The following is a 19878-nucleotide window of genomic DNA, read 5'->3' on the forward strand; positions in this document are numbered from 1 at the left end:
TCGGCATCCTCCGATGCCGATCCAGACGGGACGCCGCCGCATCTGGCCAACCACCGGGAAGGGCTGAATGTGGAGCCACAGATAATTTGTACTGTTCGCCTACTTCCGGCGATAGCGCACGTACAGCTCTCGGGTGATCTCGTCGGCCGTAAGCTGAAATGAGGCCACCGGACCGACCGCGGCCCCGTTTTCATCCAGCAGCTGAACCTCCCAGGTCCCGGCCTGGGATTCCACGAAGATCACGTTCAAATTGGTAAAGCGGGTATAGGCGCTGGGCTCTGGGCGGGTCTGCCCGGGCAGACCGCCCGTGGAAACCTGGTCCACCGGCAGTTGAGCTCCGTTGTGGGTCACCCGGAGGGTATAGCCGGCCAGGGCCAGCTCGGCCGGTGAATAGATGTAGGCGTAGACCCGAACCACGTTGGGGGCCAGGGATTCGGTGGGGAACTTCTCGGCCGACTCCAGCAGGAAGGGATAGTCCGGTGTCGGCGTGGGCGTCGGCGGGACCGTGGGCGTAGGTGTGGCCGTGGGCGGCGGCGTGGGGGTTGCAGTAGGCGTGGCGGTGGGCACAGGCGTGGCCGTGGGCGGCACCGGCGTCGACGTCGGCGTGGGAGGGAGGGTCGGCTGCGCGGCCTGGGCCGGCGGCTGGACCGGCTGCTGGGCCTGGGCCGGTGGATTGGCGCCGGCAGCCAGGATGGGCGTGGGCGTAAAGGTGGGGAAGGGTGTGCGGGTAGGCGGCTCGTTCCGTCCGGCGCCACACCCTGCCAGCATCAAAAGGGCCAAACACCCCAGGGGAAGCATCCGCCACCCGCGCAGGGAGCGCCCTACCCGGGGCAACTCACCTATCCACCACGCCAATTGTCGCAAGCCATCCATGTCGGCCGTTCGCACAATCACCACATCACGCCCATGTACAGATTTGAGTTGATTCACAGATTCCACAGATGAATACAGATTTTATCCAACGCAATCTGTGCCTTCCTGCGAAGAGGGCATTCTTTAATGCAAATGCGCAAAGAAATCCAGGAGAAAATCGCCCTAATCAGCGTTCATCTGCGTGAGTCAGCGTCCTATACGCCCCTCTTGCAGCAGAGTCATCCGTGGCTCCAAGGTAGTTCTCTGCGGCGTGTTTCCAAGGAAACCACAGCTATCGCAAAAGCCGCAGGAGCCAATGGTAGCGCAATTAGGGGCAGAGGGCAAGAACCATAGCCCCCCGGCGCCATGGCCGCCGGCACCGATTCCCCCACGTTTTCTCCACGATTGTTGGCTGCCGAGCCACGTCCGCCCGCGCAGCATCTCCCGGGGAACCGCTGGCCAACGGGCCCTCGACGGCTCTACATCGCCCACACTTTCCCCAATTGGCAGGCCCTCTGCTATCATAGGGTTTCAGACAAGACTTTCACCGATTCACCATCAACCCTGCGTGCCCCTGTCATCATCCAGGGACCATCTACGGGAAAGGGACAGAACCCATGACTAAACCAGTTCTTGCCGCCCAGCTCTACACCGTGCGTGAGTACACCCGCACCGCGGAAGACTTTGCGGCCAGCATGAAGAAGATCCGCCAGATTGGATACCAGGCCGTTCAGGTCTCCGCCATCGGCCCCATTCCCCACCAGGAGGTCAAGGCCATCGTGGAGGATCTGGGGCTGACCATCTGCAACACCCACATCCCCTATGACCGCCTGTGGAATGACCTGGACTCGGTCATCGAGCAGCATCACCTGTGGAACTGCCGGCACGTGGCCATCGGCAGTCTGCCAGCCGCGTACCGGGAAGAAGGGGAAGACGGCTACCGGCGCTTCGCCCAGGAGGCGTCCCAGGTGGGGGAGAAACTACACGCGGCCGGGCTGACCTTCAGCTACCACAACCACGGCTTCGAGTTTGAACGCTTCGGCAAGCGCACCGCGCTGGACATCATCTATGAGGAGAGTGACCCGCGCTATCTACAGGCAGAGATTGACACCTATTGGGTGCAGCACGGAGGGGGCGATCCCGCGGCCTGGATCCGCCGCATGAAGGGCCGCATGCCGGTGGTCCACCTCAAAGACATGGTGATCGTGGACCGGCAGCAGGTCATGGCGGAAGTAGGGGAAGGGAACCTCAACTGGCCTGCCATCCTGGACGCATGCCGGGAGGCCGGCGTGGAGTGGTACGCGGTGGAGCAGGACATCTGCCGGCGGGATCCCTTCGAGAGCCTGCGCATCAGCTACGAGAACCTGCGGGCCATGGGGCTGGCGTAGGCGGGGGCGATCCGGCGGTTCTTCCGAACTGAAGAGAACAAGACTAACATTGGGGGCGACCTGGCAGGTCGCCCCCAATTCATGTAAGGCAGTTCCCCCAACAAACAGGGAAAGTAGGGACACAGGAACGCGCGGGAAAATAGTACTTGACACAGGCCCGGAGATTGTTTATAATGACACCTGAATATAATTTCATAAATGAATATAAATTCACATTTCAGTCGGTACGGCTTGTTCACCCCTTCCATTGGCGTCACCACCAGGCCCTGCCCCAGGCACCACCGGCGTCATTTCAAGCACAGAGAGCAGAAAGAGGTGATTATGGATCCCACTGTCCACGCACTTCAACTTAAGTCGATCCAATACCGCAAGACGATCCTTTCCATCATCAAACAGGCCAGGGCTGGTCATACGGCTGGCAGTTTGTCATGCATCGACATCTTGAACGTGTTGTATAACCACGTGATGAACGTCTCCCCCGAGAACTTCGCCGATCCTGACCGGGATCGCTACATCCAGAGCAAGGGGCATGCCGTGGAGGCCCTCTACACCGTGCTGGCTGACCGAGGCTTTTTCCCGGCTGAAGAGCTGCAAACCTTGGGACAGTACCGCTCCCACTTTGTGGGACATCCGACTCGCAAGGTCCCGGGCATCGAGCACAACACCGGGGCCCTGGGGCATGGCCTGTCGGTTGCCGTGGGGCTCGCCCTGGCCGCCAAGAAGGACGGGCGCTCCTATCGGGTGTACACCCTGTTGGGCGACGGCGAACTGGCGGAAGGTTCCAACTGGGAAGCCTCCCTGGTGGCCGCCCACTACAAGCTGGACAACCTGGTGGTCATCGTGGATCGGAATGGCCTGCAGATCACCGGGCCAACCGAAGATGTGGTGGCGCTGGAACCCCTGTGTGAAAAATTCCGGGTCTTTGGATATGCGGTCCGTGAAGTGAACGGCCACGACATTCCCACCCTGTTAGATACGTTCACACAGATTCCCTTCCAGCCGGGCAAACCCAGCCTGATCCTGGCGCGTACCATCAAGGGGCGGGGGGTGAGCTTCATGGAGAACCAGGTCTCGTGGCACCACCACGTGCCTAACGACGAAGAATATACCCTGGCCATGCAGGAGCTGGAGCTGGCCGAAACGGCCCTTGTGGGGGTGGCACAATGAAGCTCGGCAGACCCAACCTGGAAGAATTCGGCGCCACCATGCTGGAGCTGGGGCGGGCCAACCCGGACGTCCTGGTCTGCACCAGCGATTCCCGGGGTTCGGGGAAGCTGGTTCCCTTCGGCCAGGCCCTGCCCGAGCAGATCGTCGAACTGGGCATCGCCGAGCAGAACCTCATCGGCGTTGCGGCCGGGCTTGCATCCGCGGGGAAACGGGTCTTCGCCGTGGTGCCCGCCTGCTTCCTCACCACCCGGGCCCTGGAGCAGATCAAGAACGACGTCTGCTATTCGGATCATCCGGTCAAGTTGATCTCCATCAGCGCCGGGGTCAGCTACGGCGCCCTGGGCTCCACCCACCACTCCTTGCATGACTATGCGGCGCTCCGGGCCATCCACAACATCACCATCGTGGCCCCGGCGGACAACCATGAAACCCGGTCGGCCATCCTGGCTGCGCTGGACTATCCGCACCCCATCTACATTCGCATGGGCAAGCGCCCCATGCTGGAGCTACACCAGCCGAATACGCCCTTTGAAGTGGGCAAGGCCATCATGCTGCGAGACGGCTCTGACGTCACCTTCGTGGCCATTGGCGAGCCGGTGGCCGAAGCGCTGCTGGCCAGCCAGATCCTGGCCGAAGAGGGCATCCAGTGCCGGGTTATCAGCATGCACACCCTGAAGCCGCTGGACCAGGAGACGCTGCTGGCCGCGGCGACCGACACCCGGGTCCTCATCACCGTGGAGGAGCACAGCATCTACGGCGGGCTGGGCGGTGCCTGCGCGGAGCTACTGATGGAGCGGGGCGTCACGGTGCCGTTCAAGATCGTGGGCATCCCCGATGAGTACACGGTGACCGGCAGCCAGATGGACATCTTCCGGCACTACGGCATCACGCCTGAAGGGCTGGCCGAGACAGCCCGGCAGATGCTGGAGACGGTCAAGGTGTAGCCCACCGGGCGAAAGAGGCGAAAGAAAAACGCAGGAGAAAGTGAAGTCGGGCACATGAAGCAGACAAATGGGGAAATCCTGGCCATTGACCAGGGCACCACCAACACCAAGGTGTTGCGGGTAAACCCGCAGGGCGAGATCGTGGGCCGGGCTTCCTGCCCCCTGGAAGTCACCTACCCCAGGCCGGGATGGGTGGAACAAGATCCCCAGGCCCTGTGGCAAAGCGTCTGCGACGCCATGGAACGCTGTCTGGCCGACGGGGACCCGAGCCGGCTGACGGCCATCGCCATCACCAACCAGCGGGAATCGGTCGTTCTGTGGGAGCGCGCGAGCGGCAAGGCGCTGGGCCCCTGCGTGGTCTGGCAGTGTCGTCGAACGGCACCCTTTTGCCAGACCTTGCGGGAGCGGGGTCTGGAACCGCTCCTGCATGAAAAAACCGGTCTTACCATCGACCCTCTCTTTTCGGCCAGCAAGATGCACTGGCTCCTGGATCAGATACCCAATGGCTATCAGCGGGGCGCGGCGGGTGAACTCTGTCTGGGAACGGTGGATAGCTGGCTCCTGTGGAACCTGACCGGTGGCAAGGTGCACGCCTGCGACATGTCCAACGCTTCTCGCACCCAACTGCTCAACCTGCACACCCGGCGTTGGGACGAGGAGCTGTTGGAGCTCTTCGAGATCCCCGCAGCCGCGCTGCCCCAGGTCCTGCCATCCAGCGCCATCTACGGGGAGAGCGCCCCGGCGGGCCCCTTGCCGGGCGGCATTCCCATCGCCGCCATGATAGGCGATTCCCATGCGGCCCTCTTCGGCCACACCTGCTTCCGGCCGGGCGCCATCAAGGCGACCTATGGGACCGGTTCATCGCTGATGATGCCGGTGGATCGGCCCCTCTTGTCTGCCAGCGGCCTATCCACCACCGTGGCCTGGGCCATGGCCGACCAGGCCACCTACGCCCTGGAGGGCAACATCCCGGTCACCGGGGCGGCGGTGCAATGGCTGGGACAGTTCCTGGGATTGGACGATCCAGCCGCCGGAGTGGCCCGGCTGGCCAGCCAGGTGGATGGCAGTGATGGCGTCTATTTTGTCCCAGCCTTCGTGGGGCTGGGGGCGCCCCACTGGCACGAGGAGGCCCGCGGGTTGATCACGGGCCTCACCCGGGGCAGCAGTGCGGCTCAGCTGGCCCGGGCCACGCTGGAGTCCATCGCCTACCAGATTCGGGACGTCTTCGACGCCATGGAAAGGGAGGTGGGCAGGGAGCTCCCGTGTCTGCTGGCCGACGGGGGGGCCAGCCAGAACCAGCTGCTCATGCAGTTTCAGGCGGATATCATCGGCCGGCCGGTGCTGCGCAGCACCTCGCCGGATCTGTCAGCCCTGGGCACAGCTTACCTGGCCGGTCTGACAACCGGGATCTGGCGCTCCCCCCGGGAGATTGGCGAGTTGCCCCGCCATTACGATGTCTTCGCCCCCCAGATGACAGCCGAACGGCGCGAGGAGCTCTATGCCGGTTGGCGCCGGGCCGTTGCCCGGACCATCTACACCCCCTAACCGCCAGAAGTACCCTTGCCTGAACCATGGCCCTGCCTGAAGCATGGAGCGAGGCTTTTCCAGCACATCATGGCTGAAACACCCTTTCAAGCGGCATAGGTTGGCGCTGCCGTTGGCCTGTCGCGACGGTTTGGCAGCAGGCCTGCCATGGCTCCATAATGGAAACGGACGCGGGCGTCTAAACCCGTGTAAGGCAGAAGATCCATTGGAGAAAGGCAAGGGAGCAATGGCGACCATTGATGAGTTGCGACTCATGACCAAGGTGGCCCGGCTGTACTACGAAAATAACCGCCGTCAGTCGGAGATAGCCGCCCAACTGGACATTTCCCAGGCGACGGTTTCCCGTCTGCTGAAGCGTGCCCACGAAGAGCAGATCGTCCGGATTCGCATCAGCCCGCCCCCGGGCATCTACTCGGAGTTGGAAGCGGCGCTGCAGGAGCGCTACGACCTGAAGGATGTCATTGTGGTGGACTGCGAGGCCGAGGACGACGAGCAGGAGATCATCCGCAACCTGGGCGTTGCGGCCGCTTTCTACCTGGAAACCACCCTGAAACGGGGAGAAGTGGTGGGCATCTCGTCGTGGAGCGAAACCCTGCTGGCCATGGTGGATGCCATGCATCCCCTGGCCCAGCCCCTGGAATCCCAGGTGGTGCAGATTTTGGGGGGGATCGGCAACCCGGCCGCCGAGGTGCATGCCAACCACCTGACCACCAAGCTGGCCAACCTGGTGGGCAGTGAACCCAAATTCCTGGCCGCGCCCGGGGTGGTCGGCTCCCCCGAAGCCCGGGCCGTCATCTGCAACGATACTTTTGTGCAGGAGACCCTGAAACTTTTCGATCGAATCAACGTGGCCCTGGTGGGCATCGGGGCGCTGCTCCCCTCCAAGCTGTTGGCCAGCAGTGGCAACGTCTTCTCCCAGGCGGAGATCGACCTGCTGAAAGAAGAGGGCGCGGTGGGAGACATCTGCCTGCGATTCTACAACAGCCAGGGGGTTCCGGTGGTCACCCCCCTGAATGAGCGGGTGATCGGCATCACCCTGGAGCAGTTGCGAAAAGTGGAACGCTGTGTGGGGATTGCCGGCGGCCGCCGCAAGTGGATGGCCATTCGCGGCGCCCTGGAGGGTGAGTTGATCAACGTGCTTATCACGGATCACTTCACGGCCCAGCGGCTGATTGACGGCAGGCTGTTTACGTTCCCGTGGGAGCCGTCCATGTCGGACCGGACGCCGCGGGAATAGCCCCCCGCCCGCTGGGGTCCACGGGGTTCACGGCCAACGGGGATCCGTGTTTTTTTGCAGTTGAGTTATCCCAGGTCAGAGGAAAAGCGAGAGGAGCGAGGGAATATGGAACCATCAACGGTTACCCTGGGCGTGATTGTGGGCAACCGCGATTTCTTCCCGGATCAGCTGGTGAGCGAAGGGCGGCGTGACATCCTGCAAGTATTGGAAGAGATGCAGGTCCAGTCGGTCATTGTGGACGAAGAGATGACCAAGCTCGGCGCGGTGGAGACGTGGGAGGACGCCAAGCGCTGCGCGGCCCTGTTCAAGGAGCATCGGGACGAGATCGACGGCATCCTGGTGGTGCTGCCCAACTTCGGCGATGAGAAAGCCGTGGCCGACACCATCCGGCTCTCGGGCCTGCGGGTCCCCATCCTGGTGCAGGCCTACCCGGATGCGCCAGACCAGTTGAACGTGGAACGGCGCCGGGACGCCTACTGCGGCAAGATCTCCGTCTGCAACAATCTGTACCAGTACGGCTTTCCCTTCACGTTGACCGAACAGCACACGGTGTTGCCCCAGGACGAATCCTTCAAGCGGGATCTGCAGAAATTCGTGGGCGTCTGTCGGGTGGTGCGTGGGCTGCGGGGGGCACGGCTGGGCGCCGTGGGGGCCCGCCCCAACGCCTTCAACACCGTGCGCTTCAGCGAAAAATTGCTGGAGGCCTCCGGGATCAGCGTCTCCACCATCGACCTGTCGGAGATCCTGGGCCAGGCGGAGCGGCTGGCCGACGATGATCCCCGGGTCCAGGCCCGGCTGGAATCCATTCACGGCTACGTGCCTACCCCCGGCGTCCCCGAGCCCCGGGTGGTCAAGATGGCCAAGCTGGGCGTCGTCCTGGATGCATGGATGGACGCCTATGACCTGGATGCCACGGCCATCCAGTGCTGGTCCTCCCTCCAGCGTAACTACGGCGTCAACGTCTGTACCCTCATGAGCATGATGAGTGACCGGTTCATGCCCAGCGCCTGCGAGGTGGACATCACCGGTGTAGCCAGCATGTATGCGTTGCAGCTGGCTTCGGGGCAACCCAGCGCCCTGGTCGACTGGAACAACAACTATCGCAACGAGCCCGACAAGTGCGTGCTCTTCCACTGTGGCAACTGGGCCAAGAGCTTCTTCCCGGCGGAGATCACCATGTCCAACGCGCCCATCCTGGGCACCACCCTGGGCGTGGAGAACACCTGGGGCACGGTGGTGGGACGGGTGCCCGCCGGCCCCATGAGCTACGCCCGCATCAGCACAGACGACCGCCATGGGCAGATCAAGAGCTACGTGGGCGACGGCGCCTTTACCGACGATCCGCTGGACACCTTCGGCAGCCGCGCGGTTGTGGAAGTGCCCGGCCTGCAGCGCCTGATGCACTACGTCTGCAAGAACGGCTTTGAACACCATGTCGCCATGACCCTGGGCCACACGGCCGACATCCTGGCGGAAGCCTTCGGCACCTACCTGGGCTGGGACGTCTACCATCATCCGTAGCCGGCCATCCCTGTTTGTTGTTTTGAACCATCCCAACCATAAACCATCTATCATCGTCACAAAACTGGAGGAATGACAGACATGACCGAATCTGTCGAGAAGTGGGGCATCTTCGAGTTGGCCCTCTCTGGCCCAGCGGACGGCAACCCGTTCACCGAGGTGTCCTTCGGCGCTCGATTTCGCCACAAGAACCGGGTCGTGGAGCCCGACGGCTTCTACGACGGCGACGGCGTCTACCGGGTGCGTTTCATGCCCGACACCGAGGGCGAATGGCACTACGAGACGGTCAGCAACGTGGACGAACTGGCGGGCCACAGGGGCAGCTTCACCTGTGTTCCGCCCACCACGCCGGGCAACCACGGCCCTGTGCAGGTTCACAACATCTATCACTTTGCCTATGCGGACGGCACGCCCCATGTCTCCGTGGGAACCACCTGCTACGCCTGGGTGCATCAGGGCGATGCATTGGAAGAACAGACGTTGGAGACGTTGAAGCAGGCCCCCTTCAACAAGATGCGCATGTGTGTCTTCCCGAAGCACTACCCCTTCAACGCCAATGAGCCCCCCCTGTATCCGTACGTGCGCGGCGAAGATGGCCAGTGGGATTTTCAGCGGTTTAACCCCGCCTTCTTCCAGCACTTCGAGACCCGGGTCGGGCAGCTGCGGGACATGGGTATCGAGGCCGACATCATCCTCTTCCACCCCTACGACCGGTGGGGTTTTGCCACCATGCCACCTGAGGCGGACGATTTGTACCTGCGCTACGTGGTGGCCCGCCTGGCCGCCTACCGCAACGTCTGGTGGTCCATGGCCAACGAGTTCGATCTGATGAAGTCCAAGCACGAGGCCGACTGGGACCGCTTCTTCCGCATCGTCCAGGAGAGCGACCCCTACCAACATCTACGATCGATTCACAACTGTCGGCGATTTTATGACCACGGCAAGCCCTGGGTCACCCACACCAGTGTCCAGCATTCGGATCTGGCCCGGGTGCCCGAGTGGCGCGAGGCCTACCGCAAACCTGTGGTGGTGGACGAGTGCCGCTATGAGGGGAACATTGAAAAAATGTGGGGCAACATCACGGCTCAGGAGATGGTGCATCGTTTCTGGCTGGGCACCATCGGCGGCGGCTACGTGGGCCATGGCGAGACCTACCTCCACCCTGAGGACATCCTCTGGTGGTCCAAGGGTGGGGTACTCCACGGCGAGAGTCCGGCCCGCATCGCCTTCCTACGCCGACTCCTGGAAGAGCACGCTCCCGAGGGGCTGGATCCGGTCAGCCGGGAGGGAGCCAGCAAGGGCGAAGACTATTACCTCTTCTACTTCGGCGTCGCCCAGCCTGGCCGCTTCCTCTTCACCCTGCCCGAAGCCCATCAGTACCGGCTGGACGTCATCGACACCTGGAACATGACCATCACCCCCGTCGAGGGGACGTACAGCGGAACCTTCATGCTGGAGCTCCCCAGCAAGCCCTTCCATGCCGTTCAGGCCCGTCGGGTAGACAGCTGAGCCCCACGGTTCACGCGGGTCTGGATTGAAATCCAGGAGAGACAAGAAAGAGCGGGATAGGGGATACAATTCAAGTTCCAGGGCGGATGTGGGTACGCAGGAAAGCCATGCCGCCTCTGCAGGCGTCCGTGCACGTTCGCCCACTTGAATTGTATCCCAATCCCCTTCCCCAGAAATTGGCCATTGACAGAAAGGATGTTTCGCGCTATGATATGAATCAATAACCACTAGAGAATAATTATTCCAACTATTGTCCTTCCTACAACGCCAGTCTCACGGGCACGGTCAAAACGTTGCTGCTCCCCAGTGCATGCCTTGTGGGGCTCAAGTCGGTACATTTCAACAAGCTAAAAGGAGATGCTGCCCAGACTACCGGGTAGCGCCATGCCGTGTACGTAACCATACCGAGGAGGATAATCCCATGAGTCAGCCAGGCAAGTACCTACGAATCATCATCTTTGGGCTTCTAATGCTCTTGTTGGCCGCCTGCCAGACGCCCACCGAAGCTGGACTTTCGCCGGCAGGCGCAGCAGGGGGGCAGGAGCAGTCTGATCAGCAGGGGACCCTGACCGATGTCGGCACGCCTCGACACGAAACCCTGGTTGTCCAGACCTTCGACCGCAAGTCGGCCAACCCAGATCAGATGAATCCCCTCATGCAGTATGCCCACTGGCGGGGCTTCCGTGAACTTGGCTGGGGCTTTCTCTGGGAGACAGACACCGGAACGGGTGAATCCTATCCCGAATTGGCGGCCGACATGCCAGAAGTCCTGAACCCTGAACATACCCGCTTCCGCATCAAGCTCAAGGAGGGCATCTACTGGAGCGACGGTGTGGAGTTCACCACCGACGACATCATCTATACCCTGGACACCTATTTCAATGAGCGGGAGAAGCTGACGAATGCGAATGTCAATCGTATCGTCAACTACATCAAGAGCTACCAGGCCATCGACCGCTACACCTTTGAAGTGGAGACGGTGAACCCCTCCTACGATCTCCACACGGTGATGGGCGTGTACACCTGGGGCTCCGCCTTCATCCCGGTGCCCAAGCATATCTTCGAAAAGCAGCCGGATGTCAGCCAGTTCCGCAACACCTATCCCGTGACCCTGGGTCCCTATGTGGTGAAGGAGTTCGACCCCAACGGCTTCTGGCAGCTCTGGGAACGCCGGGAGGATTGGGAGCGCTCCGCCTGGGGCTGGATGGGAGAACCCAAGCCCAAGTATGTGCTCTACAAGGACTTCGGGCCGGAGGAAACCCGGGTGCTGGCCTTTGTCCAGAACCAGTACGATGTGGACACCTTCATGAGCCCGGACAGCATCAAGGCTGCCCAGGAGCGAAACCCCTACATCACCACCTTCTCGGACAAGATGCCCTACCACAACATGGATGACGCCTGCAGCTACGGCGTGCTGATGAACCAGCACAAGCCACCGCTGGACAAGGCGGAAGTGCGCTGGGCCCTGGCGCTCTCCCTGGACCTCAAAGAGGTGGGCATCAACGCGCTGAGCGGAGAGTTCAAGGCCTCCCCCCTGCCCATGGTGGACACCCGCATCCTGCGCCCCATTTACTTCGAACCCCTGATCCCGTGGCTCCAGGAGTTCACCCTGCCCGATGGCTACAAGCCCTTTGATCCCAACTTTGCCGCTGACCTGGTGGCCCGGCTGGCGGAGTCGGGGGTGCCGGCGGAAGAGCTGCCCCAGGGCGAAGAGGCCATTTCGGAGGCCTTCGGCATCGGCTGGTGGAAGTACGATCCGGCTGAAGCGGAACGGCTGCTCAACAGCGTGGGGATCACCAAGAATGCCGACGGGGTCTACACCTTGCCGGATGGTTCCGTGTGGGAGCTGGAGCTGGTGATCCCGGGTGATTGGAACAAGGTCATGCAGCGGGTTGGCTTCTCCATCGCCGATAGCTGGCGGAAGGCCGGCATCCAGGTCAATGCGCGCCAGGTGGACAACGCCGAGTTCTCCAAAGTGCAGAACACCAACGCCCTGTTGACCACCATACTGAACTGGACCAACTGCATCTTCACCCCCAACTACCTCAACAGTTGGCACAGCATCAGCCTTGAAAACCTGAAGGCGGCCGATGCCACGGAGCCCATTGTGGGCAACCAGTACCGCTGGAACAATGCCACGGTGGACGCGCTGATCAAGGAAAGCAAGGCCATGGATCAGAGCGATCCCAAGTTCCGCGAGAATGGCCGGGCCATCCTCCAGGAGTTCGTCAAGGACATGGCCTACATCAACATCATGAACATCCCGACCACGATTCCCACCAACGAATATTACTGGACCAACTTCCCCAAGCAGGACAACTACTACGCGGTCCCGTATACGTGGTGGAGCTCGTTCAAGGAGATCGTCGTCAACATCGAGCCGACCGGGCGGAGATAGCAGGCGGCGTTGCCAGGGGGCAACCGAAGGGTTGCCCCCTGGCACAGATTTGGAGCAGGAGTGAATGATGAAATTAGCACAGTATATTGCGGCCCGGTTAGGTGTCTATGTGGTCGTGCTCTTCATGGGCATCACCATCACCTTCTTCCTACCTCGCCTGATGCCCAGTGACCCGATTGAAAATTATATCGCCCAGTTGCAGAATCAGGCGGGACAAACGCTGTCAGAAGCGGAGGTGATGCAGCTACGGGCCACCCTGGCCGAACTCTATGGCCTGGAGGGCAGCCTCTTCACCCAATATATCAACCACCTGAAACGCATCTTTTTGACCTTCGACTTCGGGCCTTCCTTTGCGTCATTTCCCAGGCCGGTCTCCGAGTTTATTTGGGTCGCCCTGCCCTGGACATTGGGGCTGCTGACCACCACCACCTTCATTGCCTGGTCTTTGGGGAACTTTATCGGCCTTTTGGCCGGCTTTTTCCACAATAACCGGCTGGCTACCGCGCTGGAAGTGGTGGGCGTCCTGATCTACCCCATCCCCTACTACATCCTGGCGCTGGTTTTCATCCTGGTGCTGGCCTACATTTTCCCCGTCTTCCCCCTCTCGACGACCATTCGACCGGGCCCACTCACCTGGTCCAAAATTCAGATGATCGCCACGAACTCGGCCCTGCCAGCGCTCACCCTGATCACGGCCGGCTTTGGCTGGAATATCTTGAGCATGAAATCCCTGGCCTATGCCACCAAGGAAGAACCTTACGTGACGTTCGCCCGGCTGAAAGGGGTGCCGCCGCGAAAGATCATGATCAGCTACGTGTTTCGGAACGCGCTGCTTCCCCAGGTGACCGCCCTGGCCCTTTCCATCGGCATGATCTTCAACGGGGCACTACTGACCGAGATCCTCTTTTCGTATCCTGGCCTGGGCCTGCTGATGCGCACGGCAGTCGGTAGCGGCGACTATAACATGCTCTACGGCACCATCACCATGTCCATCATGGCCGTCGCCACCGCTGCCCTGGTCATCGACCTGCTCTATCCGCTCTTTGATCCGCGCATCCGGTATAAGTGAGCAGTGACCATCATGAACAGCATACTACGCCTGAAACGGGATTGGTTTTCCCTCTTCCTGCCATCCAGGGGGACACAACGCCGGGGGCTGAAGCTCAACCTGCGCCTCCGGCTGGGCCTTGCCATCCTGGCCGTTTTGGTGGTTGCCAGCTTTACGCTCCCCTTTTTCTCGGATGTGGACCCTATGCAACAGGGGACCTATGCCAAAAACCTCCCGCCGAGTTGGGAGCATCTGTTGGGCACCAATTCCCAGGGGCAGGACATCTTCTGGTTCCTGGTCTTTGCCATGCGCAATTCGCTCCTCCTGGGGGTTGCGGTGAGCTTCTGTGTCACTGTCATCGCCACCCTGGTCGGCCTCAGCGCAGGCTACATCGGCGGCTGGTATGAACGGGTGGTGATGCTCCTTACCGACTCGTTTATCATTATCCCCGTCTTCCCTATCCTCATTGTGCTGGGAGCGCTGTTCAGGGGGCGCGCTTCCTTTTGGCTCGTGGGCATGATCCTGGTGATCTTCGGCTGGGCATGGGGTGCCCGAACCGTACGCTCCATGGCCCTCTCCATCCGGGAGCGGGAATTTATCAACATGGCCCGCTTTTCCGGCGCCAACACCATGCAGATCATCCTGTGGGAAGTCTTCCCGTACGTCTACGCGTACATGGTGGTGGGTTTCATCAACGCCATCCTCTACGCCATCAACACCGAGGCGGCGCTGGCGGTCATTGGCCTCTCCAACCTGGAGGTGCCTACCTTGGGTTCCATCATCTTTTGGGCGCTCAACTACAACGCCATGTTCATCGGCCAGTATACCTGGATCGTGGCACCGGTCATCGCCACGGTCTTACTCTTCCTCGGTCTCTTTCTGACCTCTACGGGATACAATGAGCTCTATGCGGCCAAGCGGGGGCACTCATGATTAAATTGCGGGATCTTGTGGCCACTTACACCACGGTTCGTGGCCAGGTACATGCAGTTGATCACATTGATCTGGAGATTCCTCATGGGATCATCCTGGGGGTTGCCGGCGAATCCGGCTGCGGCAAGACCACCCTGATGAAAGTGATCTATGGAGATATCGGGTATCCCCTCTCCCTGACTTCGGGGACTGTGGAATATGGGTTTGAAGACGAGGAAGGCGAGCCGGTGACGACCAAGACCATCCGAAAGCATTGGTTCAGACGGATCTCCTACATCCCCCAGGGTTCCATGAGCAGCCTCAACCCGGTAGTCCGCATCCGTCACCAGTTTGTGGACTTTTTGCCTTCTAACACCAACAAGGCGGTGGTGTTGGAACAGATCCGGGACTACGTCCGCAGGTTAGATCTCCCGCCGGAGGCCCTGGACGCCTACCCGCACCAACTTTCAGGTGGCATGCGGCAGCGGATCATGGTCGCCATGGCGACCTTTTTCCAGCCAGATATCATTCTGGCCGATGAGCCCACCACAGCCCTGGACGTGGTGGTGCAGAAGGGTATTCTGATGCTCCTCATGGAACTCCAGGAGGAGATGCAGAATACCATCATCTTTGTCTCCCACGACATGGGGGTGCACTATCAGATCACCCACAAGATGTTGATCATGTACGCCGCCAAAGTCGTGGAATTTGGCGATACGGATGAGCTCTTTGCGGCGCCCCTCCATCCGTACACGCGCCTGCTGATCGAATCGTTGCCCACCATCGGCGATCCCCACCTGCGGCAGGGAATCGAGGGCAGGCCGCCCAGCTTGTGGGAGGAGCTGCGGGGATGTCGCTTTGCCCCACGCTGTCCCCTGGCTACGGAGCTCTGCCGAAACAGCGAGCCAGAGCTGCGGGAAGTTCAGCCTGGACGTTTCGTCGCCTGCCACTATGCCGGGGACGAAACCCTGGCCCTGGGAGCGGGCCAGATCCTGGCCGATACGTTTTCTATAGCGTCCGAGACACCCCACCTCTCGGAGGATTGATCCACCTGAGAGGGCAGCGCGGTCAATCCGCCTTGTTTGTCAAGAGAAGGGCAACATAGCAACAAAGTTCGCCCCCTGATCGAAAACAGGACGTGCAATGAAGACCATTCTTCGCACCCAAAACCTTCGCAAGGTCTATAAACTGGGCTCATTACTCCATCGCATCCAGATCGATGCCCTGGATTCAGTGAACCTCTCTGTCCAAAGCGACGAGCCCGTGATCATCAGCCTGGTGGGTGAATCCGGCAGTGGCAAGACCACCCTGGCCAAGGTGATTTTGCGCCTGGTGGAGCCCACTTCCGGGACGGCCATGGTCCACGACCTGCCCGTGGCCGGGGAGGGAGCCAACCCCGACAAAGAAGTGTTCTTCCGGACGGTTCAGCCCATCTTCCAGAATCCGTTCGAAGCCTTCAGCAGCCACCGGACGGTGGATGCCTATCTGGAAAGTACGGCCCTGCGGGTGAACCGCCTGGACCGCAGGCAGGCCATCCACGCCATTGAGGAAGCACTGGCATCGGTGGGACTTCACTATGGCGATGTCCGGGGGAAGTATCCCAATCAGTTCTCGGGTGGAGAGCTACAGCGGGTTTCCATTGCCCGCGCGCTGATTCCACGGCCGGCCATCATCATCGCCGATGAACCGGTCAGCATGGTGGACGCCTCTTTGCGGATGAATATCATCAACCTGTTCCTGCAGTTAAAACAGGAGTACCGCACCAGTTTTCTCTACATCACCCACGATTTGGCCACGGCCTACTACATCAGCGACTACATTGCAGTCATGTACCGGGGCAATATCGTGGAGTTTGGCGATGCCCGCAGCATCCTGACCGCTCCACAGCATCCATACACCCAACTGCTGCTGGCCTCTATTCCGGACAAGTCCCGCAAGTGGCGCCGAGAACCAATGCGCCTCTCGGATATCGAAACCAAAGAGTATCGTTTTACCGGCTGTAAGTTCCGCAACCGTTGCCCTCTGGCCATGGACATCTGTGCCACGCAGCGGCCGCCGGCCGTACACACACCGGATGGCCGGGAGGTGTACTGCCACGCCCTGACCGAGGTGACCCCCGTGCGATAGTCCGCCCCAACCTGGACTTACCCCCACGCCTGCCGCAGGAATGCCGCTGCTGCCGGGGCCTCCGCGGCAAAGTCCCGCCAGCGGCATTCCACCGAGATGCGTTGGGACGGCCCGCTGCCATAGCCCGCTTCCTTCAGCCGGGCCACAAAGTCGGCGTAGGGGTATTCCCCGGTGCCCGGGGCCAGGCGCCCGCTGTCAGCCACGTGGACATGGGCCAGCCACGGCCCATTTTCCACCAGGGTTTCCAGGGGCTCATCCTCCTCTTCCATGTGGTAAAAGTCGGCTAGCACCCGAACCGCTGGATGATCGGCCTGGCGGGCGAAGGCGACCCCTTCCGCCACGCTGTTGATGATGTTGGATTCCCGGCGGTTCAGGGGCTCGATGGCAATGGTGATGCCCAGGGGCGCGGCCACCTCCCCGGCCAGGCGCAGGAAGCGCACGATCTGCTGGACCGCCTCATCCCGAGAAAAGCCGTCGGGCACCTGGCGGGCACCGCCGCTGCCGAAGACCACCCGGTCCGCGCCGATGGTGTGGACCCGCTGTAACGCGGTCCGCACGTAGCGCTCCACCCGGGGCCAGTCCACCGCCGGCCCAACGATCTTCAGATCCCGAGGCAGGAAAACGTTGAAAGCCCGTACCGGCAGGGCCGCGGCGCGATAGCGCTCCAGAATGGGCGCAAAGGCCGCTTCGTCCTGCTCCGGCTCCAGGGAAACCACAGTGCATTCGATAAAGTCAAAACCTGCCGCCTGGGCGATTTCGCTCTCCTCCACACGGCAGCAACAGCCGAATTCCACAATCCCGGTCCTTTCTGTTGCAGAAAAAACTACAGATTTCACAGATTGCATAGATGATGGCTCTACTGCAAAAAGGTCAAATGAGGACGCTGACCCACGCAGATGAACGCTGATTCGGGTGATTCTCGCCTGCGTTTCTTTGCGCCTTTGCACCTTTGCGCCTTTGCGTTCAAAAATGCCCTTGTTGCAGGGGAACCATCTTTGCATTTTATTTTCGGCCGCAGATTCCACGGATTACACCGCACCGGAGGATGCTCCCTCCACGAGAGGACAGCCACCGCGACGCGGAGTCGGCATCCTCAGATGCCGACCCAGGCGGGACGCCGCCGCTTCAGGGGAGTGCGCATCTGAGGATGCGCACTCCGCAAAAGGACAACCACCGCGATGCAGAGAAAATAAAGTGACACACCTGCTCAGGAAACGGCCCAGTCAGGTTTCACTTCCGGGCAGCCCAGGCGTTCCATGAGCCGGCGCAGGGTCTCCACCGCGTAGGTCATGCCGGATACACCGCTGAAGCCACTGCTGTGGCCGGCGATGGCCAGGTGGGGCTCCAACCCCAGGAAGCCTCGATAGCCGCTATCCCGCAGCTTCTCCAGCAACAGGTCGACCTGGCCATCCCCTTCACCGGCGGCCCGCACCCCACCGTCACCCAGGACGGCATCCTTCACATGCACATGGGCCACGTAGTCCCCCAGGAGCGGCCAGCCCCGCTCGGTGACCCGCTCTTCCCCGACCTGGACAAAGTTGGCCGGGTCCCAGACGAAGCGCAGGTGGGGGCTGTTCACCCCCTTCAACAGGGCATGACAGCGGGCCACCGTGTCGCCCACGATGCCCTTTTCATTCTCCAGCAGCAGCTCCATGCCCTCGGCCGCGGCCACTTCCGTCAGCCGGGCCAGCCGCGCCACCACATCCTCCACATACTGGTCGTAGTGGGTGTTGGTGCTGGTGTCGTCGGGATAGAAGGAAAAGACCCGGATCCGGCGGGTGCCCAGGGCCTCGGCGATCTGGCAGATCCGATGGAGGTTGGCCACCTCCCGGTCGATGGGATCAGCCAGGGGGGACTTGCCGATGGGGCTGCCGATGGAGCTGATCCCGATCTGCTGCTGGTCACATTCCTGCTTCAGCCGGGCCACCTCTTCATCGGTCAGGTGGAGGACATTCTTGCCCCAGACGCCCCGCAGCTCCAGGTGACCCACCGCCAGCTGGCGCAGCAGGGCCAGCTGCTCGCCCAGATCGTCCGCGATCTCGTCGCCGAATGCGCTCAGGTAAAATTGTGCTTCCGTCATCGTGCGGCTTCCTTCTGCAAAGATTGGCTCTTCAGAGATTCCAACAGGGCCGTGTAGCCCTCCCGATCCAGCGGCAGCTCGACCGTCTGATTGTGGTGGCTGGAGTAGATCATGGCGTTGGCCAGCTCCAGGGACATGCGCCCCTGGACGCCGTCGGCGCAGACGGGCGTGCCCTCCAGGATGGCCCGGTGGAGGTCCCGATAGACGGCCACGTGGTCGCCCCGCCCTTCGGGCAAGGTGACGGGCACATCCTCCAGCCGGGGCGCGCCGAACATGCTGGGGTGGTTAGCGATGTGCTCCCGGAGGTCGGTCTCAAAACGCTGATAGGTCAGGCTGCCGTCCTGGGCAATGAAGAGGCGCCCGCCGGTGCCCACGATCTCCATGCGCCGGGGGCCGGCTTCCGCGGTACTGAAGTAGATGGTGCCCAGGGCGCCGTTGTCGTATTCAATCATGGCCAGCACCGTGTCCTCGGTCTCGATGGCGTGGCGCAGGGTGCGGTTCCACGAGAAGACCCGCCGGGGCATCCCGGCCAGGTGACAGAGCAGGTCCAGGCCATGGGGCGCCTGGTTGAGGAGGACGCCGCCCCCTTCCCCTCGCCAGGTGCCTCGCCAGCCGGCGCTGCGATAGTAGGCGGCCGGCCGCATCCAGGGTTCCACCAGCTCCACCCGCTGCAGCTCGCCCAGCTGCCCACTCTGGATCAGTTGATGGGCGGCCCGAATCTCGGGACGATGGCGCTGTTGAAAGTTGACGGCCAGCAGCCGGCCGTTGGCCTCGGCGGCCTGGATCATGGCGTCGGCTTCTGCCACGTGGACGGCCATGGGCTTCTCCACCAGCACATGGCTGCCCGCCTCCAGGGCGTCGATGGCGATGGCCGCGTGGAAGGGATGGGGCGTGAGGATGACCGTGATGTCGGGCCGGGTTTCCGCCAGCAGGGTCTGATGGTCGGGGAAGAAGGGGCAGCCCAGCTCCTCCGCCCGGGCCCGGCCCACCTCGGCGTTCACATCGCACGCACCGACGACCTCGACCGTCTCCAGGGCCAGGGCCGGCCGGTGGGCGCTGAGGATCCCTGCGCCCACGCCGACGATGGCATGGCGCAGCTTGGGTTGTTCACCAGTCATGGTCTTTCTCCAGTCAGGAAGGTGGTTGGATC

The 19878-nt window shown here is 61.7% G+C and carries 16 protein-coding genes; 12 read left to right on the top strand and 4 right to left on the bottom strand.

Features of this window, described 5'->3' with window-relative positions:
- Positions 1–99: 99 nt before the first annotated feature.
- Positions 100–771, bottom strand: a complete 672-nt coding sequence (locus FKZ61_RS10635) for a hypothetical protein (protein WP_211358512.1) — start codon at positions 769–771, stop codon at positions 100–102.
- A gap of 698 nt (positions 772–1469) precedes the next feature.
- Between FKZ61_RS10635 and FKZ61_RS10640 the strand changes: the two genes are divergently transcribed.
- From FKZ61_RS10640 to FKZ61_RS10695, 12 genes are all read left to right on the top strand, one after another.
- Positions 1470–2240 (top strand): sugar phosphate isomerase/epimerase family protein, encoded by a 771-nt coding sequence (locus FKZ61_RS10640; protein ID WP_141610096.1) that lies wholly within the window; start codon positions 1470–1472, stop codon positions 2238–2240.
- Positions 2241–2561: 321 nt separating this feature from the next.
- Positions 2562–3407: a transketolase gene (locus tag FKZ61_RS10645; protein ID WP_141610097.1), complete on the top strand. Its 846-nt coding sequence runs from the start codon at positions 2562–2564 to the stop codon at positions 3405–3407.
- Entirely contained in the window at positions 3404–4351 is a 948-nt protein-coding gene (locus FKZ61_RS10650; RefSeq protein ID WP_141610098.1) for a transketolase family protein, read from the top strand. The genes FKZ61_RS10645 and FKZ61_RS10650 overlap by 4 nt, the downstream gene beginning before the upstream one ends.
- 54 nt (positions 4352–4405) lie before the next feature.
- Complete coding sequence (locus FKZ61_RS10655) at positions 4406–5896, top strand: FGGY family carbohydrate kinase (protein WP_141610099.1); 1491 nt, start codon at positions 4406–4408, stop codon at positions 5894–5896.
- A 226-nt stretch (positions 5897–6122) separates the two neighbouring features.
- Complete coding sequence (locus FKZ61_RS10660) at positions 6123–7133, top strand: sugar-binding transcriptional regulator (RefSeq protein WP_141610100.1); 1011 nt, start codon at positions 6123–6125, stop codon at positions 7131–7133.
- 105 nt (positions 7134–7238) lie between these two features.
- Entirely contained in the window at positions 7239–8654 is a 1416-nt protein-coding gene (locus FKZ61_RS10665) for an L-fucose/L-arabinose isomerase family protein (RefSeq protein ID WP_141610101.1), read from the top strand.
- Between the two features lie 81 nt (positions 8655–8735).
- Entirely contained in the window at positions 8736–10163 is a 1428-nt protein-coding gene (locus FKZ61_RS10670; protein ID WP_229964211.1) for a DUF5060 domain-containing protein, read from the top strand.
- A gap of 421 nt (positions 10164–10584) precedes the next feature.
- Positions 10585–12561 (top strand): ABC transporter substrate-binding protein, encoded by a 1977-nt coding sequence (locus tag FKZ61_RS10675; protein WP_170199559.1) that lies wholly within the window; start codon positions 10585–10587, stop codon positions 12559–12561.
- A gap of 67 nt (positions 12562–12628) precedes the next feature.
- A complete protein-coding gene (locus tag FKZ61_RS10680) occupies positions 12629–13630 on the top strand; it encodes an ABC transporter permease (RefSeq protein WP_141610104.1) in 1002 nt (333 codons plus the stop codon).
- 12 nt (positions 13631–13642) lie between these two features.
- Positions 13643–14542, top strand: coding sequence for an ABC transporter permease (locus tag FKZ61_RS10685; protein WP_141610105.1), 900 nt, complete (start codon positions 13643–13645; stop codon positions 14540–14542).
- On the top strand, positions 14539–15567 hold the full coding sequence (locus tag FKZ61_RS10690; protein ID WP_141610106.1) for an ABC transporter ATP-binding protein: 1029 nt from the start codon (positions 14539–14541) through the stop codon (positions 15565–15567). Before FKZ61_RS10685 ends, FKZ61_RS10690 begins: the two co-directional genes overlap by 4 nt.
- 97 nt (positions 15568–15664) lie before the next feature.
- Positions 15665–16648 carry an ABC transporter ATP-binding protein gene (locus tag FKZ61_RS10695; RefSeq protein ID WP_141610107.1) on the top strand — a complete coding sequence of 328 codons (984 nt, stop codon included), beginning with the start codon at positions 15665–15667 and terminating at the stop codon, positions 16646–16648.
- Positions 16649–16665: 17 nt separating this feature from the next.
- Here the strand turns inward: FKZ61_RS10695 and FKZ61_RS10700 are convergent, their stop codons facing one another.
- The 3 genes from FKZ61_RS10700 to FKZ61_RS10710 all read right to left on the bottom strand — a co-directional run bounded on the left by FKZ61_RS10700 (position 16666) and on the right by FKZ61_RS10710 (position 19846).
- On the bottom strand, positions 16666–17442 hold the full coding sequence (locus FKZ61_RS10700) for a sugar phosphate isomerase/epimerase family protein (RefSeq protein WP_141610108.1): 777 nt from the start codon (positions 17440–17442) through the stop codon (positions 16666–16668).
- 413 nt (positions 17443–17855) lie between these two features.
- On the bottom strand, positions 17856–18728 hold the full coding sequence (locus FKZ61_RS10705) for a sugar phosphate isomerase/epimerase family protein (RefSeq protein WP_141610109.1): 873 nt from the start codon (positions 18726–18728) through the stop codon (positions 17856–17858).
- Complete coding sequence (locus tag FKZ61_RS10710) at positions 18725–19846, bottom strand: Gfo/Idh/MocA family protein (protein ID WP_141610110.1); 1122 nt, start codon at positions 19844–19846, stop codon at positions 18725–18727. The genes FKZ61_RS10705 and FKZ61_RS10710 overlap by 4 nt, the downstream gene beginning before the upstream one ends.
- Between the last annotated feature and the right edge of the window lie 32 nt (positions 19847–19878).

The organism is Litorilinea aerophila (assembly GCF_006569185.2).
Taxonomy (GTDB): Bacteria; Chloroflexota; Anaerolineae; order Caldilineales; family Caldilineaceae; genus Litorilinea; species Litorilinea aerophila.